Source organism: Streptomyces sp. NPDC006458 (assembly GCF_040612135.1).
Classification (GTDB): Bacteria; Actinomycetota; Actinomycetes; order Streptomycetales; family Streptomycetaceae; genus Streptomyces.
On the sequence record NZ_JBEXPR010000014.1, the window covers coordinates 60,367 to 85,005 of the forward strand.

The 24,639-nt window shown below is 71.2% G+C and carries 20 protein-coding genes and 1 pseudogene; 17 read left to right on the forward strand and 4 right to left on the reverse strand.

Going from position 1 to position 24,639, the window contains the following annotated elements; translation table 11 throughout:
• Positions 1-56 precede the first annotated feature (56 nt).
• The 6 genes from ABZZ79_RS20115 (at position 57) to ABZZ79_RS20140 (ending at position 9,179) form a co-directional block, all read left to right on the forward strand.
• The gene (locus tag ABZZ79_RS20115) at positions 57-1,025 is read left to right on the forward strand and encodes a LysR family transcriptional regulator (protein WP_356690538.1); all 969 of its coding nucleotides are present in this window, start codon (positions 57-59) and stop codon (positions 1,023-1,025) included.
• Positions 1,026-1,181: 156 nt separating this feature from the next.
• Positions 1,182-2,618 carry a hypothetical protein gene (locus tag ABZZ79_RS20120; RefSeq protein WP_356690540.1) on the forward strand — a complete coding sequence of 479 codons (1,437 nt, stop codon included), beginning with the start codon at positions 1,182-1,184 and terminating at the stop codon, positions 2,616-2,618.
• A complete protein-coding gene (locus tag ABZZ79_RS20125; RefSeq protein ID WP_356690542.1) occupies positions 2,618-4,819 on the forward strand; it encodes a glycosyltransferase in 2,202 nt (733 codons plus the stop codon). Before ABZZ79_RS20120 ends, ABZZ79_RS20125 begins: the two co-directional genes overlap by 1 nt.
• Positions 4,816-6,264 carry an acyltransferase gene (locus ABZZ79_RS20130; RefSeq protein ID WP_356690544.1) on the forward strand — a complete coding sequence of 483 codons (1,449 nt, stop codon included), beginning with the start codon at positions 4,816-4,818 and terminating at the stop codon, positions 6,262-6,264. Before ABZZ79_RS20125 ends, ABZZ79_RS20130 begins: the two co-directional genes overlap by 4 nt.
• A gap of 253 nt (positions 6,265-6,517) precedes the next feature.
• Positions 6,518-7,906, forward strand: coding sequence for a nitrate/nitrite transporter (locus ABZZ79_RS20135; RefSeq protein WP_356690546.1), 1,389 nt, complete (start codon positions 6,518-6,520; stop codon positions 7,904-7,906).
• Between the two features lie 121 nt (positions 7,907-8,027).
• The gene (locus ABZZ79_RS20140) at positions 8,028-9,179 is read left to right on the forward strand and encodes a uroporphyrinogen-III synthase (RefSeq protein WP_356690548.1); all 1,152 of its coding nucleotides are present in this window, start codon (positions 8,028-8,030) and stop codon (positions 9,177-9,179) included.
• Between the two features lie 51 nt (positions 9,180-9,230).
• Here ABZZ79_RS20140 and ABZZ79_RS20145 read toward each other — a convergent pair whose 3' ends face one another.
• The 3 genes from ABZZ79_RS20145 to ABZZ79_RS20155 all read right to left on the reverse strand — a co-directional run bounded on the left by ABZZ79_RS20145 (position 9,231) and on the right by ABZZ79_RS20155 (position 11,516).
• The gene (locus ABZZ79_RS20145; protein ID WP_356690550.1) at positions 9,231-10,274 is read right to left on the reverse strand and encodes a hypothetical protein; all 1,044 of its coding nucleotides are present in this window, start codon (positions 10,272-10,274) and stop codon (positions 9,231-9,233) included.
• On the reverse strand, positions 10,262-10,915 hold the full coding sequence (locus ABZZ79_RS20150; RefSeq protein WP_356690552.1) for a hypothetical protein: 654 nt from the start codon (positions 10,913-10,915) through the stop codon (positions 10,262-10,264). Before ABZZ79_RS20150 ends, ABZZ79_RS20145 begins: the two co-directional genes overlap by 13 nt.
• Before the next feature lie 121 nt (positions 10,916-11,036).
• Positions 11,037-11,516 (reverse strand): anthrone oxygenase family protein, encoded by a 480-nt coding sequence (locus tag ABZZ79_RS20155; protein ID WP_356690554.1) that lies wholly within the window; start codon positions 11,514-11,516, stop codon positions 11,037-11,039.
• A 367-nt stretch (positions 11,517-11,883) separates the two neighbouring features.
• Between ABZZ79_RS20155 and ABZZ79_RS20160 the strand changes: the two genes are divergently transcribed.
• The 6 genes from ABZZ79_RS20160 (at position 11,884) to ABZZ79_RS20185 (ending at position 19,263) form a co-directional block, all read left to right on the forward strand.
• Positions 11,884-12,474, forward strand: coding sequence for a CGNR zinc finger domain-containing protein (locus tag ABZZ79_RS20160; RefSeq protein ID WP_356690791.1), 591 nt, complete (start codon positions 11,884-11,886; stop codon positions 12,472-12,474).
• A gap of 372 nt (positions 12,475-12,846) precedes the next feature.
• The gene (locus ABZZ79_RS20165; RefSeq protein WP_356690556.1) at positions 12,847-13,368 is read left to right on the forward strand and encodes a sigma-70 family RNA polymerase sigma factor; all 522 of its coding nucleotides are present in this window, start codon (positions 12,847-12,849) and stop codon (positions 13,366-13,368) included.
• Between the two features lie 50 nt (positions 13,369-13,418).
• Positions 13,419-14,180: a zf-HC2 domain-containing protein gene (locus tag ABZZ79_RS20170; protein ID WP_356690558.1), complete on the forward strand. Its 762-nt coding sequence runs from the start codon at positions 13,419-13,421 to the stop codon at positions 14,178-14,180.
• 60 nt (positions 14,181-14,240) lie between these two features.
• Entirely contained in the window at positions 14,241-16,538 is a 2,298-nt protein-coding gene (locus ABZZ79_RS20175) for a UvrD-helicase domain-containing protein (protein ID WP_356690560.1), read from the forward strand.
• 365 nt (positions 16,539-16,903) lie between these two features.
• Positions 16,904-18,325: an NAD-dependent malic enzyme gene (locus ABZZ79_RS20180; protein WP_356690562.1), complete on the forward strand. Its 1,422-nt coding sequence runs from the start codon at positions 16,904-16,906 to the stop codon at positions 18,323-18,325.
• Positions 18,326-18,981: 656 nt separating this feature from the next.
• The gene (locus ABZZ79_RS20185; protein WP_356690564.1) at positions 18,982-19,263 is read left to right on the forward strand and encodes an HU family DNA-binding protein; all 282 of its coding nucleotides are present in this window, start codon (positions 18,982-18,984) and stop codon (positions 19,261-19,263) included.
• Positions 19,264-19,421: 158 nt separating this feature from the next.
• Here the strand turns inward: ABZZ79_RS20185 and murA are convergent, their stop codons facing one another.
• On the reverse strand, positions 19,422-20,762 hold the full coding sequence (gene murA, locus ABZZ79_RS20190) for a UDP-N-acetylglucosamine 1-carboxyvinyltransferase (protein WP_356690566.1): 1,341 nt from the start codon (positions 20,760-20,762) through the stop codon (positions 19,422-19,424).
• A 241-nt stretch (positions 20,763-21,003) separates the two neighbouring features.
• Here murA and ABZZ79_RS20195 point away from each other — a divergent pair, with 241 nt between their 5' ends.
• The 5 genes and pseudogenes from ABZZ79_RS20195 to ABZZ79_RS20215 all read left to right on the forward strand — a co-directional run bounded on the left by ABZZ79_RS20195 (position 21,004) and on the right by ABZZ79_RS20215 (position 24,553).
• On the forward strand, positions 21,004-21,576 hold the full coding sequence (locus ABZZ79_RS20195; RefSeq protein ID WP_356690568.1) for a YqgE/AlgH family protein: 573 nt from the start codon (positions 21,004-21,006) through the stop codon (positions 21,574-21,576).
• 29 nt (positions 21,577-21,605) lie between these two features.
• Entirely contained in the window at positions 21,606-21,893 is a 288-nt protein-coding gene (locus ABZZ79_RS20200) for a DUF3039 domain-containing protein (RefSeq protein ID WP_356690570.1), read from the forward strand.
• A gap of 293 nt (positions 21,894-22,186) precedes the next feature.
• Positions 22,187-22,390, forward strand: a complete 204-nt coding sequence (locus ABZZ79_RS20205; protein WP_356690817.1) for a hypothetical protein — start codon at positions 22,187-22,189, stop codon at positions 22,388-22,390.
• A gap of 60 nt (positions 22,391-22,450) precedes the next feature.
• Positions 22,451-22,911 (forward strand): annotated as a pseudogene (locus ABZZ79_RS20210) (carbohydrate ABC transporter permease); the annotation flags it as partial.
• 4 nt (positions 22,912-22,915) lie between these two features.
• Positions 22,916-24,553, forward strand: a complete 1,638-nt coding sequence (locus tag ABZZ79_RS20215) for a beta-N-acetylhexosaminidase (protein WP_356690572.1) — start codon at positions 22,916-22,918, stop codon at positions 24,551-24,553.
• Positions 24,554-24,639 lie beyond the last annotated feature (86 nt).

A 24,639-nucleotide genomic window follows, 5' to 3' on the forward strand; every position in this document is an offset into this window, starting at 1 on the left:
AGGGGTCCAACACCTGTCCGGTGCCGATTCACGCACCTGCGTTGTAAGTTCGGCGAATGCCGCCCTCGTATCTGGACCCCCGCCTTCTGCGCGGCTTCGTCGCCGTCGCCGAGGAACTGCACTTCACCCGCGCCGCGGCCCGTCTGTTCGTGGCCCAGCAGGCGCTCAGCCGGGACGTGCGGCGGCTGGAGCGGGAACTGGGCGCGGAGCTGTTCCTGCGGACCACCCGGCAGGTGACGCTGACCGCCGAGGGCGAGCGGCTGCTGCCCCACGCCCGCCGGGTCCTCCAGACCCAGGACCACCTGCTGGCCGCGTTCCGGCAGTCCCGCCCGCTGCTGGTCGACTGCAACTCCAGCGATCTCGGCACCCCGCGCAGGGTCCTGCACCGGGCCCGCGAACTCGCCCCCGGCCTGGAGCTCATGGCCCGCTACGAGAGCGGCCTCACCGGAGCCGCCGCCGATCTGCTGGCCGGCCGGCTGGACGCGTCCTTCGGCCGCTACGCGGGCCTCTCCCCGGCGCTGCGGGCCGCGCTGGAGCAGCAGCCGGTGCGGTACGAGCCGATGGCGGTGCTGCTCCCGGAGGACCACCGGCTCGCCGCGCGCGCGTGCGTGCCGCTGGCCGAACTGGCGGGCGAGGAGGTGTACGCGGGTGCCGGGAACCCGCGTACGCCGGAGTGGACGGACCTCGCACGTCACCTGTTCGAGGGGCACGGCATTGACGTCGCGTCACCCCATCCGATGGCTGTCGGTTACGAAGAGTTCGGACGGATCATGGCCAAGTCACGGACGCCGGTCCTCGCGGTAGTGGACTTTCCGGCCATGCCGGGCACCGTGCGGCGGCCGCTCGTCGACCCGATCCCTCTGTCGCCGGTGTCACTCGTGTGGCGAAAGGGGCTGGTGCATCCCGCGCTGGACGCGTTGCGGCAGGCTGCGGCGCAGGTCGCCGCGGAGGAGGGCTGGCTCCGGCCGCCGCAAGGGGGATGGATTCCGGCCACCGATGCGAAGATCATGTCGCTTCGTGACTGAGACGTTGGATCCAGAGCATCGCTACGTGCGCTACATTCATGGCCTGAGCACGGTGTGGTAAAGGGGGCGCTCGGATCGGGTGGGGGGCCTGATTCGGTCGACGGGTGCTCGGCGTCGGAGCGCCCCCAGACCTGTCCCGTGGGGGGATGTACGCACGTGAACAACTGGCGAGAAGACGCCCAACCGGAGTGGCCCGAGGTCGCATCCGGCATGCCGGGTACGGGTCAGTCACAGACCTCAGGTGCGACTCCCTCTTCGACCGCTTCGGCCTCGTCGACGCCGCCCGGCTCGCCGGGCGCGGAGACGCAGTTCCTGCCGAACACCGCCGGCCGGCACCGCGCGACGCCCGATCCCTACGCCCAGCCCGGGGCCGAACAGACCGCCATGCCGCCGAAGGCCGTACGGCAGCGCAGGTCGCCCGAGACGGGGCCAGCCGATCGACCGCTGCCGCGCAGGGAGCGTGGCGGCGCGGCGGCGACGCCCGGGACGCCGAGGGCCGACGGGCCCGCGGGGTCCGGCGCCGGTTGGTTCGGCGAGCCCGACGGTGCCCGCCTCGCGCCCGCACACGCCGGCTTCGACGCCGAGGCGACCGCCGTACGGTTCCCCCAGGGACCCGACGCCGACGCGACCTCCGTCCTGCCGCCCGTCACCGCGTCCCGGTTCACGTCGCCCGGCGCCGACTCCACCACCGTGCTGCGCGCGCCCCAGGCGGCCGACGCCGGTGCGACCGCCGTACTCCCGACGGCGGGCGGACCGCTCTCCTTCCCGGAGACGGGCCCCGCCGCCACCCCCCGCGACCCCTGGGCCGACATGGCCGAGCCGGCCCGGTCCGGCGAGACCGGCGCCTCCGCGCATCAGCACGACCCGCACGAGGTGACGGTGCAGATGGACGCCGTACAGCTCGGTGATGTGACACTGCGCCCGGTCAAGGGCGGAAGCGGTGCGCAGGACGCGGCGGACGGGCCGGTCTTCGTCGACGAGACGGGACGCCGCAGCCGCACCTTCCGCCGCCTGGGCATCGCCGTCGGACTGGCCTGCGCGGTGTACGCGGTCGTCATCGTCGCCACCCTCCTGTCCGGCAGCTCCGACGCCCCCTGGCTGCCCGTCCCCGGCCAGAAGGGCGACAAGCCCGCGGAGCAGGTCGACACCCCGGCGCGGCCCACCGAGACGGCGGATCCCTCCGCCGCCCCGTCCCCGTCGCCGAGCACCGACCCGACCGCTACCGCCGGCACCACGTCCGAGCCGGGCAGCACGCCCGACCCCGGCGCCTCGGCCACGGCCGACGAGCCGGACACCACGGCCGACCCGGACCCGACGGCCACCGCGACGACCCTGCCCAGGCCGGGCGGCGGCGCCACCCAGGCCGACCCCGAGCCCACGGCGACGGCCTCCGAGCCCGACCCGGAGCCGACCACGCCGACCGCCGAACCGACCACGCCCGGCCCGACGGAGAGCGTCGGCGTCGGTTCCGGCGGCGGGACCGGCACGACCGTCTCCGACCGCGTGGCCGAGGGGTCGGACGGCACCGGACCGGCCGCCCTCGCCACGCGCTCTTCCGCACAACCCTCCACGTCCCCGGAGTACGTCCTCTGATGGCATCCCGCAGCCGCCGTCCCAGGCCCCCCGCCGGAGGAGCCCGAGACGGCTCCCGGCGCCGCCGTGTCCCCATGCGCCTTGCTCTGCCCGCGCTCGTCCTCGTCGCCCTCATGGCGATGCTGATGCTGCGCGGCTATGTGCACAGCGAGATCCTGGCCGACCACCGTGTGCGGCCCCCGGCCGCCACCGACCAAGTGCCCGACAAGATCCTCAAGGGCGGGCCGGTCATCGACACCCGCGGCGGCCGGGCCGTCACCCTGAGCGTCGAGGACCACCGACTGGTCCTCACCTTCGACGACGGCCCGGACCCGGAGTGGACCCCGAAGGTCCTGGACGTGCTGAAGAAGCACCACGCGCACGCCGTCTTCTTCGTCACCGGCACCATGACCTCGCGCTACCCCGAGCTGGTCGAGCGCATGGTCGCGGAGGGCCACGAGGTCGGCCTGCACACCTTCAACCACCCCGACCTGTCGTACCAGTCGAAAAAGCGCATCGACTGGGAGCTGTCGCAGAACCAGCTCGCCATCTCCGGCGCGGCCGGCATCCGCACCTCCCTGTTCCGCCCGCCCTACTCCTCCTTTTCCGACGCCATGGACGACAACTCCTGGCCGGTGACCGAGTACCTCGGCCGGCGCGGCTACATCACGGTCGTCAACAACACCGACAGTGAGGACTGGAAGAAGCCCGGCGTCGACGAGATCATCCGCCGCGCCACGCCGAAGGACGGCAAGGGCGCGATCGTGCTGATGCACGACTCCGGCGGCGACCGCCACCAGACCGTGGAAGCCCTGGACAAGTTCCTGCCGGAGCTCCAGGCCAAGGGCTACAAGTTCCAGAACCTCACCGAGGCCCTCGGCGGGCCCAGCGCCCACACCGAGGTCACCGGGCTGGACCTGTGGAAGGGCAAGGCGTGGATCTTCCTGGTCCAGGCCTCGGAGAAGATCACCGACGGGCTGGTGGCCGGCCTCGCCGTCATCGGCACCCTCGTGATCGGCCGCTTCGTTCTGATGCTGCTGCTCTCCGGCATCCATGCCCGCCGGGTGCGGCGCCGCGGCTTCCGCTGGGGACCGCCGGTCACCGAACCGGTGTCGGTGCTGGTGCCGGCGTACAACGAGGCCAAGTGCATCGAGAACACGGTCCGTTCGCTGATGGCCAGTGAGCACCCCATCGAGATCCTCGTCATCGACGACGGCTCCACCGACGGCACCGCCCGCATCGTCGAGGCGATGGGCGTGCCGAACGTACGGGTGATCCGCCAGCTCAACGGCGGCAAGCCGTCCGCGCTCAACCGCGGTCTCGCCAACGCCGGCCACGACATCATCGTGATGATGGACGGCGACACCGTCTTCGAGCCCGCCACCGTCCGCGAGCTCGTCCAGCCCTTCGGCGACCCGCGCGTCGGCGCCGTCGCGGGCAACGCCAAGGTCGGCAACCGCGACTCGCTCATCGGCGCCTGGCAGCACATCGAGTACGTGATGGGCTTCAACCTCGACCGCCGCATGTACGACATGCTGCGCTGCATGCCGACGATCCCCGGCGCGGTCGGGGCCTTCCGGCGGACCGCCCTGGAGCGGGTCGGCGGCATGAGCGAGGACACGCTCGCCGAGGACACCGACATCACCATGGCCATGCACCGCGACGGCTGGCGCGTGGTCTACGCCGAGAACGCCCGTGCCTGGACCGAGGCCCCCGAGACCGTCCAGCAGCTGTGGTCCCAGCGCTACCGGTGGTCGTACGGCACCATGCAGGCCATCTGGAAGCACCGCCGGGCACTGATCGAGCGGGGCCCGTCGGGCCGCTTCGGCCGCGTGGGCCTGCCCTTGGTCTCGCTGTTCATGGTGCTGGCCCCGCTGCTGGCCCCCCTGATCGACGTGTTCCTGCTGTACGGCATCGTCTTCGGCCCGACCCAGAAGACGATCGTGGCCTGGTTGGGCGTGCTGGCCATCCAGGTCGTCTGCGCCGCGTACGCCTTCCGGCTGGACCGGGAGCGGATGACCCATCTGATCTCGCTCCCGCTCCAGCAGATCCTGTACCGCCAGCTGATGTACGTCGTGCTGCTCCAGTCCTGGATCACCGCCCTCACCGGTGGCCGGCTGCGCTGGCAGAAACTGCGCCGCACGGGTGTCGTGGAGGCGCCCGGCGGTCCGGTCCCGCGTCAGCGCGCGGCCGTTGGCGACGATCGGAGGCCGGTGGGATGACCCAGGGACACTCGACGGGCACGGGCACGGGTCCGTCGCCGGAGCGGACGCCTGCCTATGGCGACGCGTACGAGGCGATGTACGGCGGCGGGCTGCCGAGTCAGGGCGGTGGGCCGACGACCGCCGACCAGGCGGCGTCGCACGGTATACCGCAGCAGCGGACGACCGACCCGGAACCGGCCGCCGGGCCCCCGGCGGCCGCGCAGCCGAAGCGGGCCCCGGGCCGCGACCGCTACCTCGATCTGCTCCGCTCCATCGCCCTGGTCCGCGTGGTGGTGTACCACCTCTTCGGCTGGGCGTGGCTGACGGTGCTGTTCCCCTCCATGGGCGTGATGTTCGCGCTGGCGGGCTCGCTGATGGCGCGCTCGCTGAGCCGCCCGGCCTGGGGCGTGATCAGAGGCCGTGTCCGGCGTCTGCTGCCGCCGCTGTGGGCGTTCAGCGTGGTGGTGCTGGCGCTGATGTTCGCCGGTGGCTGGAACCCGGTGAAGGACCCCGACCACAACGGGACCTTCACCCTGGTCGAGATGATCAACTACATCATCCCGATCGGGGCCCCGCCCTTCCCCTGGCACATCGGCTCCAAGTCGGGCCTGCTGGAGGACACCTGGGCGGTGCAGGCGGCCGGCCCGCTGTGGTACCTGCGGGCCTACCTGTGGTTCGTGGTGGCGTCCCCGCTGCTGCTGTGGGCGTTCCGCCGTATGCCGTGGGTGACGGTGTTCGCCCCGCTGGCCCTGACGGCCGTGGTCGGCACGGGCGTGGTGAAGATCCCCGGCGAGACGGGCAACGCGGTGACCGACTTCGCGGTCTACGGCGGCTGCTGGGTGCTGGGCTTCGCCCACCAGGAGGGTCTGCTCAAGCAGATCCCGCGCTATGTCGCGGTCTCCTGCTCCGGCCTGCTGATGGCCTTCGGCCTGTGGTGGGCCTCGGGCCATCTGGGCCCCGACGGCTGGGACCTCAACGACATCCCGCTGGCCCAGGCCACCTGGTCCTTCGGGTTCGTCGTCATCCTCCTGCAGTACTCCCCGTCCTGGCAGGAACTGCCAGGCCGCCTAGCCAAGTGGGACAAGCTCGTCACCCTCTCCAACAACCGCGCGGTGACGATCTACCTCTGGCACAACATGCTGATCATGGCCACCGTGCCGATCATCGACCCCATCTACAGCCTTCCCTTCATGGAGAGCGAGCGGGCGGTGGCGGCGCTCGACTCGACGTACATGATCTGGATGTTCGTCCTCGTATGGCCCCTGATCGGACTGGCGGTCCTGTCGTTCGGCTGGATCGAGGACCTGGCCGCGAAGCGCAAGCCACGGCTGTGGCCCAACGGGGCCTCGCGTGGCGCGTCTCCCACAGGGTCTTCCCAGGGCGGCGGGTCCGCCCGGGGAACGGGGACCGGCGGTTCCCGCGCGCGTGGGCGCGGGGGATCGCGACGGCGGAAATCGGCCTGAGGCCGCACGAGCGGTGACACGGGGCGGATCGCACGGGATTTCCCGGGCGGTCCGCCCCGCGGCGTTCCCGCCCCCCGGTGGTGGCCGTGGCGATCACCCCGGTGGTCAGGACCTCTCACCCGTCCTCGCCTGTGGGTGAGAGCAAAGTTCCCTTCCGGTCACCCACAGGCACAGCACGGAAACGCGCTCTCCCTACCTTCGGGACTCAGCTACTCCCAGCAACACCCTGAGCCCGGAGCACCGTGGAGGCATCATGACAGCATCTGGTACGGCCCCATCTCCCCCTGCCACAGGCAGGGGAGGCCGCTGGATCCAGAAGTGGGATCCGGAGGACGAGGCCTTCTGGCAGGAGACCGGTGAGAAGGTCGCCCGCCGGAACCTGATCTTCTCGGTCCTCTCCGAGCACATCGGATTCTCCATCTGGACCCTGTGGTCCGTGATGGTGCTGTTCATGGGCCCCGAGTACGGACTCACCCCGGCCGACAAGTTCTTCCTCGTCTCCATGGCGACCCTGGTCGGCGCCGTGGTGCGGGTGCCCTACACCTTCGCAGTAGCGATCTTCGGCGGCCGGAACTGGACGATCGTCTCGGCGGCGATGCTGCTGATCCCGAGCGTGGCCGCGTTCATCGTGATGGAGCCCGGGACGTCGTACTCCACCTTCCTGATCTGCGCGATGCTCGCGGGTGTCGGCGGCGGCAACTTCGCGTCCTCCATGACCAACATCAACGCCTTCTTCCCGCTCAAGAAGAAGGGCTGGGCCCTCGGTCTGAACGCCGGCGGCGGCAACATCGGTGTGCCGGTCATGCAGCTGGTGTCCCTCGCGGTGATCGGCGCGAGCGGCGGTCCGCGCGTGCTGCTCGGGATCTACATCCCGCTGATCGTCATCGCCGCCGTGCTGGCCGCGATGTACATGGACAACCTCGCGACCATGAAGAACGACACCGGTGCCGCCAAGGACGTGGTGAAGCAGGGCCACACCTGGATCATGGCCTTCCTCTACATCGGCACCTTCGGCTCGTTCATCGGCTACAGCTTCGCCTTCGGCCTGGTGCTCCAGACGCAGTTCGGCCGTACGCCGCTCCAGGCCGCCTACGTCACCTTCATCGGCCCGCTGCTCGGCTCCCTGATCCGCCCCGTCGGCGGCTGGCTCGCTGACCGCTACGGCGGCGCGAAGATCACCCTGTGGAACTACGTGGCCATGGCCGCGGCGACCTCCGTGATCATCGTGGCGAGCACGCAGGAGTCCCTGCCGCTGTTCACCAGCGCCTTCATCGCGCTGTTCGTGCTCAGCGGGATCGGCAACGGATCGACGTACAAGATGATCCCCGGCATCTTCCAGAACAAGGCTCTCGCCCTGGGGCTGACGGGCGAGGAGGCCGCCGCCTACGGCCGGCGCCTGTCCGGTGCCTCCATGGGCCTCATCGGAGCGGTCGGCGCGCTCGGCGGGCTCGGCATCAACCTCGCCTTCCGGCAGTCGTTCATGACCGCCGGCACCGGCACCGGAGCGTTCGTCGCCTTCCTCGCCTTCTACGGCGCCTGCTTCCTGGTGACCTGGGCCGTATACCTTCGCCGGCCTGCCGCCGGCGGTGCGGCCGCGACGACCGCCGAAGCGAAGCCGCAGCTCACCTACGCCGAGGTGTGACGTAACACCAGCGCAATCAAGCAGCACCGAGCCTGTCACGCACCGTTGACAGGCTCGGTCGCATGTAGTGCAAAAGGGGGCCGCCAGTCGGTCCCGATGACTCAAGTGCGGGACGAGAGTTATGTACGAGGAACAGCTGGCACCGGAGCACGGCCCCCTCGCGGGCTTCACCGTCGGAGTGACGGCCGCGCGCCGCGCCGACGAACTCGGCGCGCTGCTCCAGCGCCGTGGAGCGTCGGTTCTGCGTGCGCCGGTCCTGAGGATCGTGCCGTTGGCGGACGACGGAGAACTGCTCGCCGCCACCAAGGACCTCATCGACCGCGTCCCGGACGTGGTGGTGGCCACCACCGCCATCGGCTTCCGCGGCTGGATCGAGGCCGCCGACGGCTGGGGGCTGGGCGAGGTGCTCGTCGACCGCCTGCGCGGGGTCGAACTGCTCGCCCGCGGGCCCAAGGTGAAGGGCGCGGTGCGGGCGGCCGGGCTGACCGAGGACTGGTCCCCGTCCTCCGAGTCGATGGCTGAGGTGCTCGACCGGCTGCTGGACGAGGGTGTCGAGGGCCGCCGTATCGTCATCCAGCTGCACGGCGAGCCGCTGCCGGGGTTCGTGGAGGCGCTGAAGGCCGCGGGCGCGGAGGTGGTCGGCGTCCCGGTCTACCGGTGGATGCCGCCGGAGGACATCGCCCCCGTCGACCGCCTCCTGGACGCGGCCGTCTCCCGTGGCCTGGACGCGCTCACCTTCACCAGCGCCCCGGCGGCGCAGTCGTTCCTCTCCCGGGCCGACGAACGGGGCCTGCTGCCGGAGCTGCTGTCCGCCTTCACCCACGACGTCCTGCCGGCCTGCGTCGGCCCGGTCACCGCCCTGCCGCTCCAGGCCCGCGGCGTCGACACGGTCCAGCCCGAACGCTTCCGGCTCGGCCCGCTGGTCCAGATCCTCTGCCAGGAACTGCCCTCCCGCACCCGCTCCCTGCCCGTCGCCGGCCACCAGGTCGAGATCCGCGGCCACGCCGTCCTCGTCGACGGCGCCCTGCGCCCCGTCCCCCCGGCCGGCATGTCCCTCCTGCGCGCCCTCTCCCGCCGCCCCGGCTGGGTCGTCGCCCGCGCCGACCTGCTGCGCGCCCTCCCCGGCGCGGGCCGCGACGAACACGCCGTCGAAACCGCCATGGCCCGCCTCCGCACGGCCCTCGGCGCACCGAAGCTGATCCAGACGGTGGTGAAGCGGGGGTACCGGCTGGCCCTGGACCCGGCTTCGGACGCGAAGTACGCGGATGTGTGAGGGGGCCAGCCGGACGGCCGCGTCGTTCTGACGCCCCGCCGGTTCAGCACCTCACCGGTTCACCGCCTGGATCTCCTGCACCACCACCGCCTGTTCCGCGCCGAACGTGCCGTCGGGGAGGTTCTGTGCGGCGGCTACGCCTGTGCCGGTCCAGTGGATCTTCCAGGTGAGGGTGGCCTTGAGGGGGTAGGTCGCGTCGCCCGAGGAGCGGAGGTAGCGGACGCCGCAGGGCGGGGTCCGGGTGGCCTTGCCCTTGGCGTAGGGCTCGCCGATATGGCCGTCGGTGAGGTCGCAGACGCCGGACGCGGGGTAGGTCTCGGCGTCCTTGGTGCCGGGGTCCAGGGTGAGGGAGACCGGTTCGGCGGTCGTGGTCGCCTGGATGCCGAGCAGGGGGACCGAGGCGGTGACGGAGACCGGCTTGAACTCGGCGCCGTCCAGCCAGGCCCAGGTGGGCAGGTTGACCTTGGTGACGCCCTGGGGCGCGAGGTCGACCTCGGTGGAGGGGACGCGGATCTCGGCGTAGGCGAGTTGGGCGAGGATCTCGGGGGTGACGGCCTCGGTGACGTCCGCCGGCGGGGGAGCGCCCTCGTCCACCCAGAAGGGCGGCTTGTCGCAGGCCAGTGCGCCGGGATCGCCCTCGCGGCCTTCTGTGACGTAGGAGTCCCACCAGTAGCCCTTGCCGGACTTCTCCTTGTTGAAGTCCTTGTAGGGACGTCCCTCCACATAGCGCGCCCGCTGGTCCGCGTCCCACTGGTAGCCGGTCGACTCGGCCTGCCAGATCGGTTCCAGGTACGCCTTCAGCTCGTCGGGCGTGTACTTGGGGGCGTAGTAGCAGGGCGGAGGGGTCCAGGTCGTCGTGGACGTCACCGTTCCGGCGGACTGTCCGGACCCGTTGCGGGAGTGTTCGAAGACGACGGCTCCCGCCGTGGCGGTGAGTCCGCCCTTGCCGTCGGTGCCACCCGAGGCGGATGTGTCGGAGCCGCCGTTCGTGCTGCCGCCGTGGCCGTAGCCCGCGAGCGCCTGGGCGGGACAGAGCAGGACGGTGGCCGCGGCGGCCGCCACCACAGCCGCCCCTCGGTACGTCACGGACGGCATGCGGCGTTCCCCCGCTCAGAGGTCAGCTTCTCGGTGACCCAGACGCCCTGCTTGTTCACCCGAAGTCTGCTGTTGTAGAGCACGTAGTTGTCGTCCGACTCCGGAGTCACCGATGTCTTCCCGGTCTTGAGGCTCTTGTTGTAGGCCTTGTTCTGGTCCTCGCAGTAGACGAAGCCGGCCGTCCCGTCGTCGTCGATCTGCACCTTCGCGTCGTAGAAACGCTTGGTACCGGTGATCCGGTCGCTGTAGTCCACGAACTCCTGGATGAACTTCTGGCTCGACGCGGCCGCCTCACCCTCGGAGTAGAACCGGTACGCGGCGTGCAGCGGGTCCTGTTCGGCGATCGCCATGTCCACCGCCTCGATGAACTGCCGGCTGTCGCTCAGGACGGCGTCCTTGTCCTTGTCGCCTGTCTTCGACCACTCGAAGGAGTACGTCAGATCCGAAGGCAACGAGATCTCCGGCCTCTCCGCACCCCCCGCCGAACTCCCCGTAGGCGACGCCGAAGTCTCCTCCCCGGTGGCCGCGCCCGAGATCTTGTCGTTCGCCTTGGGGGAGTCGTCCTCGCCTCCGCACGCTGTGAGGAGGAACAGGGCCACTGTTCCGGCGGCGAGCATGGGGCGGGTGCGGGGGCGGATCACAGAGGGCTCCTGGTGGGGCGGGAGGGGTTCGGGGATCAGGCGATACCGTAACGGGCTCGCCACGGACCGCACCAGGACGAACTGTGCCCAGGGCAGAGCGGAGTCGCGGCTGTGTCCGAACTCACCGTCGGCCGCGCACCGTCAGCGCCGCCGCCAGCAGCCCCAGCCCCGCCACCGAAAGCCCCGCCCGCACCGCGTTCCACGCCACCCACGCGTCCTCGAAATCCGCACGGGCCGCCGTCGCGGAGCCCGTCGCGGAGGCCAACTGGTCGTTGAGGGGGACGTTGACCACGACGGTGACGAGGAAGACGAGGGCGTAGGCCGCGCAGCCGCTCCACGTCCACCAGCGGTGGGGCTCGGCGCGGGACTGCCATGCCGCCGCGGCGGACAGCAGCAGGGCGCCCATGAAGGCGAGGAGGAACAGGGGGTTCTGGATGACGTCGTTGATGTCCCGCATGACCTGGACGAAGACCCGGTCCTCGCTCCGCGACAGGGCGGGCATCACCGCGCAGGCGAAGATGAAGAAGGTGCCGGCCATCAGGCCCACCAGGATCGTTGCCGCGAGGAGTATCGGGCCCGCGGTTCTGCTCCGTGTCGTCATGCGTCCAGTCAACGGGGCCCGGCCGTACGGCGACATCGTCCAGGCTCGCGTGGCCATACGCGCGCGTCCACCCACCGGCCTCCCCTCGCCCGGCCGCACCCAAGTCCGCCCACCGGCACCCGCGTCCACCCACCGGCATGCCCTCGCGCGGCCGCACCCAAGTCCGCCCACCGGCACCCGCGTCCACCCACCGGCATCCCCTCCCCCGGCCGCACCCGCGTCCACCCACCGGCATCCCCTCGCCCGGCCGCACCCGCGTCCGCCCCAGGCCTACCCACCGCCCCCGCGGGCAGGCACTGTGTAGGGGAGCGAACGGAACGCCTCCCCCTCCTTGTTCCAACCGCTAGGCGGTGACAGGCGCATGGCAGTGGTCCCGGGTACACCCACGGTTCCCCATGAACTCCGCTTCGACGCCGGACGGATCTGTCTCGATCTGCTGGCGACCGCCCACCCGCACGAGCGCCTCGGCTCGGTGGAGGTGCTGCGGGCCTGGATCGTGGGCAGCGGCCTGGTCCCGCGGGGGACGCGGCTCGATCACGCCGACGCCCGATGGGCCGCGCAGTTCCGTGAACTGCGGGCGGTCGTCGTGCCGTTGGTCGACGCGCAGCTGGGCGGGAGACCCGCGCACGAACCCGCCCTCGCGCGCCTCAACCTCCTCGCCCTTCCCTCGCCTCCCGCGCCGCACGCCGAACGCGCCGCCGACGGCAGCCTCGTACGGGCGCTGGACGGCAGGCCCGAATGCGCCGCTCTGGTGGGGGCCGTTGCGCGGGACGCCGTGGAACTGCTCACCGATCCGGCGGCGTTGGCCGCGCTGCGGCGGTGCGCGGGGGACAACTGCCCCCTCGTGTACGTCGACACGTCCCGGGGGCGCAGGAGGCGCTGGTGCTCCAGTGAGGTGTGCGGGAACCGGGAGCGGGTCGCCCGGCACCGCCGCCGCGCCGCCCTCGCCCGCGCATGAGACCCGACTCGCCCACCCCTGCCCCCGACTCACCAGGTGCCGCTGGTCCCGGACCGCCCGGCGAAACCCTCCGCCGGCCGAGACTCTCGTCACACTCACCGGCCCCAGCCCCTCGATCCCCGCCTCGTGGCCTCCGTCACACCCCTCGATCCCAACTCCGGGAAATGTGAAGAAAATGTGGCGGGAATGTGCCCGCATGTCCCTCTCGTCGCCTGACCTCGCGGAAAACTGCCGCCGCGCTTTGAACACACCCGCCCCCACGTCCGTACCCGGTGTCGAGCGACCGACTGGGGGAACCCCCGGACACCGGAGGTGGGCGTGCGCAAGGATGCGGCCGTGGCCAGAGAACGTGGAACGAGGGCCCGACATCGCATGTCCCAGCCCTCGGAACCTGACGAGGAGCTGATGCGCGCGCTGTATCAGGAGCACGCCGGACCGCTGCTCGCGTATGTGCTGCGCCTGGTCGCCGGCGACCGGCAGCGTGCCGAGGACGTCGTGCAGGAGACGCTCATCCGTGCCTGGAAGAACGCCGGTCAGCTCAACCGTGCGACCGGTTCGGTACGCCCCTGGCTGGTGACGGTCGCGCGCCGCATCGTCATCGACGGCCACCGCAGCCGGCAGGCCCGGCCGCAGGAGGTCGATCCGTCGCCGCTGGAGGTCATCCCCGCGGAGGACGAGATCGACAAGGCGCTGTGGTTGATGACGTTGTCCGATGCTCTCGACGACCTGACCCCGGCCCACCGGGAGGTGCTCGTCGAGACGTACTTCAAGGGGCGTACGGTCAATGAGGCGGCGGCTACGCTGGGTATACCCAGCGGCACAGTGCGCTCTCGGGTGTTCTATGCCCTGCGGTCGATGAAGCTGGCACTGGAGGAGCGGGGGGTGACGGCGTGATGAGTACTTACGGGGGATTCGGCCCGGGCGGAAGCGGACATCCTGGTCCCATGCAGGGATCACAGGGCCCGAACGAACACGAGACCGTCGGCGCCTACGCGCTGGGGCTTCTCGACGACGCCGAAGCAACCGCTTTCGAGGCCCACCTGGCAGGCTGCGAGTGGTGCGGCCAGCAGCTCGACGAGCTGGCCGGGATGGAGCCCATGCTCGCGGCGCTCGCGGATCTGCCGGGCACCGGCACACCCGCGATCGGTGAGTCGCTGTCGGCCAGGCCCAGCCCGCGGCTGGTGGAGCGGCTGGTCGACGAGGTCTCCGAGCGGCGCGCGCAGAAGCGCAGGCGCGGCTTCTACCTCGTGGCGGCCGCGGCCGCGCTGATCATCGGCGGCCCGCTGGTGGCGGTCGCGACCTCCGGCGGCGACACCGGCACCAAGGTCGAGGCGCATGCGTCCAGCCCCGCCAAGGAGGCCTTCGACGTCATGCACGACAAGCTGCGGGCCACCGACCCGACGACCCAGGTCAGCGCCACGGTCGCGCTGGAGAAGAAGGCCTGGGGCACGCACGCCGTGCTGGAGCTGAAGAACGTCAAGGGCCCCCAGAAGTGCTCCCTGATCGCGGTCGGCAAGAACGGCGAGCGTGAGACGGTGACCTCCTGGGGCGTCCCGAACTGGGGCTACGGCATCCCCGACTCGGCCGCCGAGCAGGCCCGTCAGCCGCTCTACGTCCACGGCGGAGCCGCCTTCGACCCCGACGAGATCGACCACTTCGAGGTGATGACCTTCGACGGGAAGCGTCTCGTGGAGGTGGACGCGTAGCCGACGGCGGTCCCCTTCGCGTACGGTTGACGGCTGCCCAGCACGTCAGAAGGGGGCCCGGTGGCCGCACAGGCTCAACAGGAGACCGCGCTCGACCAGGTCCCGGACTCGGTCCGGGACCGGGAGATCAGCGTCGAACAGGAACATCTGGACCGGGTATACCGGCGTCTTGAGGAGAAGATCCACGAGGCCGAGTTCCTGATGAACGACGCGGCCCAGCGCGGCCAGGTCGGCACGCCCGGCGCGCTCGCCGAGCGGGACGCACAGGTCTTCCGGGCGGGTGTCCATCTCAACCGGCTGAACAACGAGTTCGAGGACTTCCTCTTCGGCCGTATCGACCTCCTGGTCGGCAAGGACGGCAAGAAGGGGCCGGACGGTGCCTACACCGCCGTCGAGCCCGCCGAGGGCGCCGTACGGCCGGACAGCACCGCCGACATCGCCGAGACCCTGCACATCGGGCGGATCGGGGTGCTCGACGAGGACTACGCGCCGCTGGTCATCGACTGGCGGGCGCCCGCCGCCGCCCCGTTCTACCGCTCCACACCGGTCGACCCGGGCCGGGTCGTACGCCGCCGGGTCATCCGCTCCAAGGGCCGCAAGGTGCTCGGCGTGGAGGACGACCTGATGCGTCCCGAGCTGAAGGCGTTCCTCGACGGGGCCGAGCTGCCCGTCATCGGCGACGGCGCCCTGATGGCCGCCCTCGGCCAGGCCCGCAGCCACACCATGCGCGACATCGTCGCCTCCATCCAGGCCGAGCAGGACCTGGTGATCCGCGCGCCCGCGGCCTCCGTGACGTACGTCGAGGGCGGACCGGGCACCGGCAAGACCGCCGTCGCCCTGCACCGGGCCGCCTACCTGCTCTACCAGGACCGGCGGCGCTACGCGGGCGGCATCCTGATCGTCTCCCCGACCCCGCTGCTGGTGGCGTACACCGAGGGCGTGCTGCCCTCCCTCGGCGAGGAGGGCCAGGTCGCCATCCGGGCGATCGGCTCGCTCGTCGACGGCTCCGAGGCCACGCTGTACGACGCCCCGGCCACGGCCCGCGCCAAAGGGTCGTACCGGATGCTGAAGGTGCTGCGGAAGGCCGCGCGCGGCGCACTTGAGCTGAACGATTCTCCGCAGCGTCTGCGGGTCGTCGCGTTCGGCCGCCGGCTGGAGCTGGAGGCCGCCGATCTGGAGCGCGTCCGACGCACCGCGCTGAGCGGCACGGCCCCCGTCAACCTGCTGCGTCCGCGGGCCCGCAAGCTGCTGCTGGACGCCCTGTGGGAGCGGTCCGGCGCGGCGGGCCGGCACACGGACGCGGAGCTGGCCGCCGAGCTGCGCTCCTCCTTCGACGAGGACGTCACCGGGGAGGACTCCTTCGTCGCCTTCCTGGACGCCTGGTGGCCGGAACTCGACCCCAAGGGCGTGCTCGCGGCCATGGCCGACGAGCGGCGGCTGGGCCGCTGGGCCCGGCGTGTCCTCAACCCCGGCGAGGTCCGCCGGGTCGCCCGCTCCCTCCGGCGCGACGGCCTGACGGTGCACGACATCGCCATGCTGGACGAGCTCCAGGCGATCCTCGGCGCCCCGGCCCGCCCGCGCAGGAAGCGCGACCTCGACCCGCTGGACCAGCTCACCGGCCTGGAGGAGCTGATGCCGGTGCGCGAGGAGTCGCAGCGCGAGCGGGCCGAGCGGCTGGCCCAGGAACGCGTCGAGTACGCCCATGTCATCGTCGACGAGGCGCAGGACCTCACGCCGATGCAGTGGCGCATGGTCGGCCGCCGCGGCCGGCACGCCACCTGGACGGTCGTCGGGGACCCGGCCCAGTCCTCCTGGTCCGACCCGGACGAGGCGGCCGAGGCCCGTGACGAGGCCCTGGGCACCCGCCCGCGCCGCCGCTTCGAGCTGACGGTGAACTACCGCAACCCCGCGGAGATCGCCGAGCTGGCCGCGAAGGTGCTGGCCCTGGCCATGCCGGGCGCCACGTCCCCGTCCGCCGTACGGTCCACGGGCGTCGTCCCGCGCTTCGCCGTGGTCGGGGACTCCCTGGGCGAGAGCGTGCGGGCGGAGGCCGAGCGGCTGCTGGCCGCGGTCGACGGCACGGTCGGCGTGGTCGTCGCGATGAACCGGCGCGAGGAGGCGCGGCGCTGGCTGGCCGGGCTCGGCGACCGGGTCGTCGCGCTGGGCAGCCTGGAGGCCAAGGGTCTGGAGTACGACGCGACCGTGGTCGTCTCGCCGGCGGAGATCGCCGACGAGTCCCCGGCGGGCCTGCGGGTGCTGTACGTCGCCCTCACCCGGGCGACCCAGCAGCTGACGGTCGTGTCGGCGGAGCGGGACGAGCCTGACGCGGCGGGGGTGCCGGACCTGTTGCGGGACTGACCGAGGGATCTTTTCCCGCACGGGAATGGCCCCGCGGGATCCGTTTGTTAGCCTTGGCGTGACACCGGCCCGATCCAAGCCCCCGGGCCCAACCTTAGTCGCTGCGAGCGACCACTTGCCGCGAGGCGAGCATGGCGGGTCGGTGTCATGAACGTAGGAGAGGCCCACGTCCGATGTGACGTGGGCCTCTTCGTTTTGGGTGACATCGGGAGGTTGATTCTCGTATCGTGGAATAAATTTTCCGAAGTTCTCGTTACTCCATGAACAAAACGTCCGCAATCCAGGGCGGCTACCGCGTACCGGTTGGTAGGTGCGACGATCGGACGGCACAACTTCGCGACACGGTGAAAGCAGAGGAAGCGGCCATGGCAACGGCGCCCAGCGTCTCCTACTCGATGACGATCCGGCTGGAGGTGCCCGCGAGCGGAACCGCCGTCTCGCAGCTCACCACCGCCGTGGAGTCCTCCGGAGGCTCGGTGACCGGCCTCGACGTCACCGCGTCCGGCCACGAGAAGCTCCGTATCGACGTCACCATCGCGGCCTCCTCCACCGCGCACGCCGACGAGATCGTCGAGGAGCTGCGCGGCATCGAGGGCGTCACGCTGGGCAAGGTCTCCGACCGTACGTTCCTGATGCACCTCGGCGGCAAGATCGAGATGCAGTCCAAGCACCCCATCCGCAACCGTGACGATCTGTCCATGATCTACACGCCCGGGGTGGCCCGCGTCTGCATGGCGATCGCCGAGAACCCCGAGGACGCCCGCCGCCTCACCATCAAGCGCAACTCCGTTGCGGTCGTGACGGACGGCTCCGCCGTGCTGGGCCTCGGCAACATCGGCCCGAAGGCCGCGCTGCCCGTCATGGAGGGCAAGGCGGCCCTGTTCAAGCGGTTCGCCGGCATCGACGCCTGGCCGCTGTGCCTGGACACCCAGGACACCGACGCGATCGTCGAGATCGTCAAGGCGATCGCCCCCGGCTTCGCGGGCATCAACCTGGAGGACATCTCCGCGCCCCGCTGCTTCGAGATCGAGGCCCGGCTGCGCGAAGCCCTCGACATCCCGGTCTTCCACGACGACCAGCACGGCACGGCGATCGTCGTCCTGTCCGCGCTGACCAACGCCCTGCGGGTGACCGGCAAGGCCATCGAGAACATCCGGGTCGTCATGTCCGGCGCAGGCGCGGCCGGTACGGCCATCCTCAAGCTGCTGCTCGCGGCCGGTGTGAAGAACGCCGTCGTCGCCGACATCCACGGCGTCGTGCACGCGGGCCGGGCCGATCTTCTGGACGCCCCCGCGGACTCGCCGCTGCGCTGGATCGCCGACAACACCAACCACGAGGGGCTGACGGGCACCCTGAGGGAGGCCGTGCGCGGCGCCGACGTGTTCATCGGCGTCTCCGCCCCGAACGTCCTCGACGGGACCGACGTGGCCGCCATGGCGGACGACGCGATCGTGTTCGCGCTCGCGAACCCGGACCCCGAGGTGGACCCGGCGATCGCCCGCCAGACCGCCGCCGTCGTGGCCACCGGCCGCTCCGACTTCCCGAACCAGATCAACAACGTGCTGGTCTTCCCCGGTGTCTTCCGCGGCCTGCTGGACGCCCAGTCCCGCACCGTCAACACCGAGATGATGCTCGCCGCCGCGAAGGCGCTCGCCGACGTGGTGACCGAGGACGAGCTGAACCCGAACTACATCATCCCGTCCGTCTTCAACGACAAGGTCGCGGGCGCCGTCGCGGGCGCGGTGCGCGAGGCGGCGAAGGCGGCGGGCGCGGCCCAGCACGCCTGAGCCTGCGGCACGACGACACACGCGCGGAGCGAGGCTCCGGCTGCGGCCGGGCCTCCCGTCCGGCCGGACCACAGACCCTCGGTGTGACCGTGGTTCGCCCGGCCGGACCACGGGCCCGCCGAGGGTCTGGCGCGGCCGGGGCCGCGCTGGCTGCTCGGGGCCGTCCCCGACGCCGTACGGCGCAAGCCTTCCGGGGGATCTCCGGACCGTACGGCCGAAGCCGTGCGGGCCGCCTCGGGCGTCACGCGGGGGCGCCGGGCGGTCCGAAGGCCGGACGGCCGGCGTTCGGGCCCCACAGGGCCCTGTGGGGGCGGTGGCGCACGCCTTGCGGCACCGCGGACCCGCTGTGAACCTCACCACGCCCGCTCCACGGCGCGTCGTGGAACCGGGCCCGGCCGAACTCCCTCTAGGGTGTCGGCCAGGCTCGGGCCCTCTTTTCGTGTGACTCCCAAGGGTGTTCTCACGACTCCTGCGGGTGCCGGATTGGCTTTACCGCCGCAGGTAGAGGCAGGATGCGTGCCTGGGCGCGAGCGTCCGACGACGGACCCGGGTCCGGGGACTGTCCGAGGGCCCTGGCAGCATCGGCTTCGCTGTGTCGGATTGCGGCTCCGCCGCGTGGCACGCCCCAACGGCAAGAAGAACACGGGAGTAAGAACATGAACCGCAGTGAGCTGGTGGCCGCGCTGGCCGAACGCGCCGAGGTGACCCGCAAGGACGCCGACGCGGTGCTGGCCGCGTTCGCCGAGGTCGTCGGCGATGTCGTCGCCAAGGGCGACGAGAAGGTCACCATCCCTGGCTTCCTCACCTTCGAGCGCACCCACCGTGCCGCTCGCACCGCGCGCAACCCGCAGACCGGCGAGCCGATCCAGATCCCGGCCGGCTACAGCGTGAAGGTCTCCGCGGGCTCCAAGCTCAAGGAAGCGGCCAAGGGTAACTAAGCCCGTCCCAGCGCCGTTCTGGCTTGGCGCCGCGGGCGACTGCGGGCCCGCCGTGGCCGGTCACGCAGTTGCCCGCGCCCCTTTCAGGGCGCTGTACTAGACGCCGATGGGGCGGTCACCCGAGCTCGGGTGACCGCCCCATCGGCGTCTGTGGACCGTCAGCCGAGCACCTTGCCGGGCAGCTCGACCTTCGCGCCGAGCTCCATGAGCTTCTCCATGAAGTTCTCGTAGCCGCGGTTGATCAGGTCGATGCCGTGCACCCGGGACGTGCCCTGGGCCGCGAGGGCGGCGATCAGATACGAGAAACCACCGCGCAGGTCGGGGATGACCAGGTCGGCGCCCTGGAGCTTGGTCGGCCCCGACACCACCGCGGAGTGCAGGAAGTTGCGCTGGCCGAAGCGGCAGTCGGAGCCGCCGAGGCACTCGCGGTACAGCTGGATGTGGGCGCCCATCTGGTTGAGCGCGGAGGTGAAGCCGAGACGGGACTCGTAGACCGTCTCGTGGATGATGGACAGGCCCGTGGCCTGCGTCAGGGCGACCACCAGCGGCTGCTGCCAGTCGGTCTGGAAGCCGGGGTGCACGTCCGTCTCCAGCGCGATGGACTTCAGCTGCCCGCCCGGGTGCCAGAAGCGGATGCCCTCGTCGTCGATCTCGAAGGCACCGCCCACCTTCCGGTAGGTGTTCAGGAACGTCATCATCGAGCGCTGCTGGGCGCCGCGGACGTAGATGTTGCCCTCGGTCGCCAGCGCCGCGGACGCCCAGGAGGCGGCCTCCAGCCGGTCCGACAGGGCGTGGTGGGTGTAGCCGCCGAGCCTGTCCACACCGGTGACGCGGATCGTGCGGTCGGTGTCGATCGCGATGATCGCGCCCATCTTCTGCAGGACGCAGATGAGGTCCTCGATCTCCGGCTCGACCGCCGCGTTCGACAGCTCGGTGACGCCCTCCGCGAGGACGGCCGTCAGCAGCACCTGCTCGGTCGCGCCGACCGACGGGTAGGGCAGCCGGATCTTCGTGCCGCGCAGCCGCTGCGGAGCCTCCAGGTACTGGCCGTCGGCGCGCTTCTCGATCGTCGCGCCGAACTGCCGCAGCACCTCGAAGTGGAAGTCGATCGGCCGGCCGCCGATGTCGCAGCCGCCGAGGCCGGGGATGAAGGCGTGGCCGAGACGGTGCAGCAGCGGGCCGCAGAACAGGATCGGGATGCGCGACGAGCCCGCGTGGGCATCGATGTCAGCGACGTTCGCGCTCTCGACGTGCGACGGGTCGAGCACCAGCTCGCCCGGCTCGTCACCGGGGCGGACCGTCACACCGTGCAACTGCAGCAGTCCGCGTACGACACGCACGTCGCGGATGTCCGGAACATTGCGCAGCCTGCTCGGCGCACTGCCCAGCAGCGCGGCGACCATGGCCTTCGGCACGAGGTTCTTCGCACCGCGGACACGGATCTCGCCCTCGAGCGGGGTGCCGCCGTGGACAAGCAGGACATCGTCGTTGACGGTCATGAATCTCGCGTTCCATGGAGTCGGGCAGGGCCAGAGAGACAGAGTAATCGCCGTCGCCCCCGGGTCCGTAAGCCCGAGGAGGCCCCAGGAGCGTCATGGCTTTGTCACAACACGAACCGTTTCTCCGTGGGCACATGGGGTCACCGCGCGCCCGCGGCGCGCGCCTCTCCCCTGAGCTGCGCACCCTCGCGAAGCGCGATTGGCCCTCCACGCCGAGGCAAGATGCGGGATCATGTCTGGCATGACCGAGGTGTCCTCGCTCACAGGGCGGCTGCTCGTGGCCACGCCCGCCCTGGCGGACCCGAACTTCGACCGCGCGGTGGTGCTCCTTCTCGACCACGACGAGGAGGGTTCCCTCGGTGTCGTCCTCAACCGTCCTACGCCGGTGGGGGTGGCCGACATCCTGGAGGCCTGGGCGGACCTCGCCGGTGAGCCCGGGGTCGTCTTCCAGGGCGGCCCGGTCTCCCTCGACTCCGCGCTCGGGGTCGCGGTGATCCCCGGCGGCTCCGCCGTCGAGGGCGCCCCCCTCGGCTGGCGACGGGTGCACGGCGCGATCGGCCTCGTCGACCTGGAGGCCCCGCCCGAACTGCTCGCCTCGGCCCTCGGCTCACTGCGCATCTTCGCCGGTTACGCGGGCTGGGGCCCCGGCCAGCTGGAGGACGAACTGGTCGACGGCGCCTGGTACGTCGTCGAGTCCGAGCCGGGCGATGTCTCCTCCCCGGCCCCCGAGAGACTCTGGCGCGAAGTGCTCCGCCGCCAGCGCGGCGACCTGGCCATGGTGGCGACGTACCCGGACGACCCTTCGCTGAACTGATGCCTGTGAGCTTCAGTACCCTTGGCCGTATGAGCACTCTTGAGCCCGAGCGCGGGACAGGTACGGGGACCCTCGTCGAGCCCACGCCGCAGACTTCCCACGGCGACGGCGACCACGAGCGCTACGCCCACTACGTCCAGAAGGACAAGATCATGGCGAGCGCGCTCGACGGGACCCCCGTCGTGGCGCTCTGCGGCAAGGTGTGGGTGCCTGGCCGTGACCCGAAGAAGTACCCCGTGTGCCCGATGTGCAAGGAGATCTACGACTCCATGGGATCCGGCGGGGACGACAAGGGCAAGGGCGGCGACAAGAAGTAGTCCCGGCCCGCCCGGCCATACGTCCGAAGGCCCCCGGGAGCGCGATGCGACGCGCTCCCGGGGGCCTTTGTGTGCCCCGGCTTCCTGAGGCGCCCCAGGCCCGGGGCGGCACGCGCCTCAGGCCCGGGGCGGCACGCGCCTCAGGCCCGGGGCGGCTGGGTGTGCGACCGGCCAGGCGGGCACGAATTGGTTCAGACCTCTTGTGGATCTGGTCGGCCAGCACCTAGCCTCGTTGGTGTTGTGCGGAGCGAAACCGTCATTGCGTATGCCGCAACGCCGTGGAGGGCCACTCCTTGAAACCGTCCCTCCGCTCGGCCGCTCCGGCCCTCGCCGCCCTCGTTCTCGCCGCCTGCGCGGCGCTCCGCTCTTCGTCGGCGTGCGCCCGGGTCTACGGCGCTCCGCTCTTCGTCGGCGTGCGCGCCTTCTACCGCCGCACGGATGTGTTCGAGGAGCTGGTGTATCTGCGGCTGCCGCGCGGGGAGGGGGAGGAGCTGTGAGGGGCGTGTTGCCGCGCGGGCAGGGGGAAGGCGCCCTGGCGGGCGTGCTCCCGCGTCGCCGAATTCGGCCGTTGCTTCCTCAACGGCGTGCTCGTCGCGGCGAGTGCGGTGATCGCCTCGGCGGTGATCGCCTTTCTCGCCGCGGTGGCCGGGACGCGATTCCGGTTCCGCTTCCGCTTCCGGACGGCGTTGCCGGTGCTGTTCCTCGTGGCCCCGGATGGTGCCTGTGGAGGCCCTCAGGATCCCGATGTCCTTCCTCATGCGGGACTTCGGTCGGCTGACCACTCTGGGGCACCCGATCCTGCCCCACCTCGCCTTCTCCCCGCCGTTCGCGATCTGGATGCCGCGGGGGTTCGTGAAAGCCGTTGCCGAGAGGCTGGAGGAGACCGCGCACCTAAACGGGGCGGGCCGGGCGGGATTCCTCCGGCGGGCTTCCGCAGTGCCGACCATTCCGGTGCCGGTGTTCTTCGTACGCGTACAACGGCGTCTGGTTCTTCGGGCCGGGCGGGGCGGTAAAGGACTCACGTGACTTCACAGACGGATCTGATTCCCGAGCCCGGCAGGGTGACGGTCCAGGGGCCGGGCTCCTTCGAGCTGGGGCCGGCGACGAGGCTGGCCGCGGGCGAGGGCGCGGAACGGGCCGAACGCCTGCTGCGCGCCACGCTGGGCGCGGCAACCGGCCTGCCGCTGGCGCCCGGACGGGCCGACGAGGAGGACCTCGTGCGCCTGTCCGTCGATGCCGCGGTGGGCGAGGACCTCGGTGAAGAGGGATATCGCCTCACCGTCACCCCGCGGGGTGTCGACCTCGTGGGCGGCGGGCCCGCCGGTCTGTTCTGGGGCACGCAGACGCTACGTCAGCTGCTCGGCCCGGACGCCTTCCGCCGCGCGCCCCTGCCGGACCGGCGGTGGCGGCTGCCCCTGATCGAGGTCCGGGACCGTCCGCGCTTTCGCTGGCGCGGTCTCATGCTCGACGTCGCCCGGCACTTCACACCCAAGGACGGCGTCCTGCGCCACCTCGATCTGATGGCCGCGCACAAACTCAACGTGCTGCATCTGCACCTGACGGACGACCAGGGCTGGCGCGTGGAGATCAAGCGCCACCCGCGGCTCACCGAGGTGGGCTCCTGGCGCTCCCGTACGAAATTCGGCCACCGTGCCTCGCCGCTGTGGGAGGAGAAGCCGCACGGGGGTCACTACACCCAGGACGACATCCGGGAGATCGTCGCCTACGCCGCCGAGCGGCATATCCGCGTGGTCCCTGAAATCGACGTGCCGGGACACTCGCAGGCCGCCATCGCCGCGTATCCGGAACTCGGCAACACCGACGTCATCGACACCACCTCCCTGACCGTCTGGGACAACTGGGGGATCTCTTCCAACGTACTCGCCCCCACTGACAACACCCTGCGCTTCTACGAAGGGGTGTTCACGGAACTCCTGGACCTCTTCCCGGACGAGTTCGTGCACATCGGCGGCGACGAGTGCCCCAAGGACCAGTGGCGGGCCTCACCCGCGGCGCAGGCCCGTATCGAGGAACTCGGACTGGCCGGCGAGGACGCACTCCAGTCGTGGTTCATCGGACACTTCGACAAGTGGCTGTCCGCGCGCGGGCGCAGACTCATCGGCTGGGACGAGATCCTGGAGGGCGGACTGGCGCCGGGTGCGACCGTGTCGTCCTGGCGCGGCTACGCGGGCGGGATCGCCGCCGCGCGGGCCGGGCACGACGTCGTCATGTGCCCCGAGCAGCAGGTGTATCTGGACCACCGTCAGGACGGCGGCGAGGACGAGCCGGTCCCCATCGGCTACGTCCGCACCCTGGAGGACGTCTACCGCTTCGAACCCGTTCCGCCCGCGCTCACCGAGGCCGAGGCCCGGCATGTGCTGGGCACCCAGGCGAATGTCTGGACCGAGGTGATGGAGGACCAGGCGCGCGTGGACTACCAGGTCTTCCCCCGCCTCGCGGCCTTCGCCGAGGTGGCCTGGAGCGCGCTGCTCGACCCGGCGGAGCGGGACTTCGCCGGCTTCGAGGAGCGGATGGCCGCGCACTACCGGCGGCTCGACGCCCTGGGTGTCGGTTACCGGCCACCGGCCGGGCCCCTGCCGTGGCAGAGGCGGCCCGGAGTCCTCGGCCGCCCGCTGGAGGGACCGTCGCCGAACCGATAATGGTAAAAGCGGCTAAGTGTCACCGAAGAGTGCCATTTCGCGCGCACCGGCGATGCCGTGCGAAAACGGACCATCTCCTCGATGAG